The 2,310-nt window shown below is 41.4% G+C and carries 4 protein-coding genes; all 4 read left to right on the top strand.

The window, feature by feature from the left end:
* Window positions 1-104 precede the first annotated feature (104 nt).
* The 4 genes from R7P35_RS23655 to R7P35_RS23675 all read left to right on the top strand — a co-directional run bounded on the left by R7P35_RS23655 (window position 105) and on the right by R7P35_RS23675 (window position 2,148).
* Window positions 105-527, top strand: a complete 423-nt coding sequence (locus R7P35_RS23655; protein ID WP_029789813.1) for a hypothetical protein — start codon at window positions 105-107, stop codon at window positions 525-527.
* A gap of 232 nt (window positions 528-759) precedes the next feature.
* Window positions 760-978: a DUF6500 family protein gene (locus tag R7P35_RS23660; RefSeq protein WP_140332373.1), complete on the top strand. Its 219-nt coding sequence runs from the start codon at window positions 760-762 to the stop codon at window positions 976-978.
* A gap of 160 nt (window positions 979-1,138) precedes the next feature.
* Window positions 1,139-1,519 carry a nuclear transport factor 2 family protein gene (locus R7P35_RS23670; RefSeq protein ID WP_014232138.1) on the top strand — a complete coding sequence of 127 codons (381 nt, stop codon included), beginning with the start codon at window positions 1,139-1,141 and terminating at the stop codon, window positions 1,517-1,519.
* A 227-nt stretch (window positions 1,520-1,746) separates the two neighbouring features.
* Window positions 1,747-2,148: a hypothetical protein gene (locus R7P35_RS23675; protein ID WP_212578330.1), complete on the top strand. Its 402-nt coding sequence runs from the start codon at window positions 1,747-1,749 to the stop codon at window positions 2,146-2,148.
* The last annotated feature ends 162 nt before the right edge of the window (window positions 2,149-2,310 follow it).

The raw sequence follows: 2,310 nt of genomic DNA on the forward strand, positions 1-2,310 counted from the left end.
TATGCGTTGATTTTAGTGTTTAAGGTGGTTTGCGGCGGTTTCGGTATTGCGTTGCTCACCCCTTAACAGGGCGTTAGAAGCCACTCAAACTTAGGTAACTTAAAATGGCAATGGAATTATTTGTAGTTTTGGCATTAGAAACCTTGCCAAACACTTCTCAAATGAATGAACTGGCAGAGAAAGTATCGATTCCGATAGTTTATGAAGCTGGTATCGATCTTCGAGATATTAAGGGGTATCTGCCAGCCAAAGTAGCGGGTAGAAAGTCAGGTTTGGAAATTCATACATCTGCATATGACAAAGCCTCAATCAAATTGTCTTCTTTTGACGCACAGCAATACCAACAACCGGTGGTAGTTACTCTGAGGTGGGGAGGTGATTTCTCTGAAATGACATCAGCTCTTTCAACAGCGTATCTATTATCTGAGGGCTATAGTGCTACGACTTTTGAGCCCCAAACAAATACGTATTTGAGCACTACGGAACTGAAAACAAGTGTTTTTTCAATGCTAGATACTGTGAAGTGATGGCTTCTAACAAATTGTTCAAGAGTGATTCGGCACGCGTGGCATTTTTACCATGCGTTAGGTTTAGTGTTTAAGGTGGTATGCGGAGGCTTAGGTATTGCGTGCCTCACACCTTAACAAGGCGTTATGGCTTTCTCTAAAATGATACTGGTTGGATGAACAGTATTTGTTGTTTGTGTTCTATTCGTTGTGTAAAGTATTGTTTTTACTTCAATCTAAGTGGGCATAATGAATGCGTGAATCCTTACGTCGTAAAGTGTTAGATGTTTGTACTAAGAAAATCGTACAAAAGGGCGAGAATGTTGGAGTTTCATTCTATGCATTTTTCGCTAATAAAAACGACGATCCAGAGTTGTTAATGGAGGCAGCTACTTGGTGGATTCAAACTCACCAGCTAGATCACTTCGAAAAAGCCAACAAAATCATAGAAATGATTGAGTCAGGCAAGTAAAGAACACGTTAAGTCCAAGCCATAACAAGGCGTTCAAGAGGGATTCATGCCGCGTGGCACTTTTGGTATGCAGTGAGTTTTGGTGGTGAAAGTGGTTTGCAGAAAGTTGGTTTATGCGGCATTCACCCCTTAACGCGGCGTTAGGTGCTTGGAGAAAATCATGAACTCAAAGGAAGTCGTCCTAGCTTTTTGGGATGCGATGAAAACAAATGACTTTGCCAAAGCAAGCGAGTGGCTTAGCCCAGACTTTGAGGGTTTCTGGCCGCAGTCTGGTGAACTTATTATTGGCCGAGACAACTTTACGGCTATCAATTCCTATTACCCAGCGAATGGTATTTGGGAGTTTACAATTCACTCTGTAGTTTGCGACGGTGAAACAGTTGTCACTGATGTATCAATTACAGATAGTGTTCAAAAAGCACGAGCTATAACTTTTCATACCGTTGAAAATGGCTTAATAAGTAAGCAAAAAGAGTTCTGGCCAGACCCAATGGAAGCACAGGCATGGCGGGCAAAATGGGTCAGATTAGTGCAAGATTAAGCTACGCACCTAACAAACAATTTAAGAGTGATTCGGCACGCGTGGCATTTTTCGTATGCATTGGCTTTAGTGGTTAAGGTGGTATGCGGCAACATCGGTATTGCGTGCCTCACACCTTAATTGGGCGTTATGTGTCAAAGGATAGTATTTTGAGATATCAATGGAATGAACTAAATAAAATGCAGGTCGGGACATTCAGTGAGTACTTTGTGAAAATGGAGCTTACAATGTTCGGTTTTGAAGTCTATACGACAGAGATCGACGACCGCGGGATAGATTTTGTTGCAAGGCTGCCCGGAGAAAACTTTTTAACTATTCAGGTTAAATCAATTCGTGACGCTAACTACGTATTCGTGCGAAAAGATAAGTTTCAGCTAAGTGAGACCAACTTACTTGCTCTTGCAGTACTGAAAGAGGGCATTGCTCCTAAATTGTATTTAATCCCTTCAACTGTATGGAATGAACCTAATTCCCTGTTTGTAAGTCGAGATTATGAGGGCAGACAAAGTAAACCTGAATGGGGGTTAAATTTATCTGGACGTACTTTACCCATGCTAGAAGACTATGAAATAGAAAAAACAATACGTGCTTTTAAAACACATAACAAAGCGTTTAAGAGTGATTCGTAACGCGTGGCATTTTTACCATGCGTTGGTTTTAGTGTTTCCGGTGAAATGCAGAAACTTCGGTATTGCGTTACTCACCCCTTAACGCGGCGTTATGTGGTTGGAGAAAAATTATGAATCCATCAGCGGTTCTTGTTCATGTCTCAGATGTAACGAAAGGGCTTG

This window comes from Vibrio sp. Vb0304, assembly GCF_033338995.1.
GTDB lineage: Bacteria > Pseudomonadota > Gammaproteobacteria > Enterobacterales > Vibrionaceae > Vibrio > Vibrio alginolyticus.

Bases quoted from the DNA above. Each gene is read 5' to 3' on its own strand.
- R7P35_RS23655 (WP_029789813.1), top strand. From the start codon at position 105: ATGGCAATGGAATTATTTGTAGTTTTGGCATTAGAAACCTTGCCAAAC.
- R7P35_RS23660 (WP_140332373.1), top strand. From the start codon at position 760: ATGCGTGAATCCTTACGTCGTAAAGTGTTAGATGTTTGTACTAAGAAA.
- R7P35_RS23670 (WP_014232138.1), top strand. From the start codon at position 1,139: ATGAACTCAAAGGAAGTCGTCCTAGCTTTTTGGGATGCGATGAAAACA.
- R7P35_RS23675 (WP_212578330.1), top strand. From the start codon at position 1,747: ATGTTCGGTTTTGAAGTCTATACGACAGAGATCGACGACCGCGGGATA.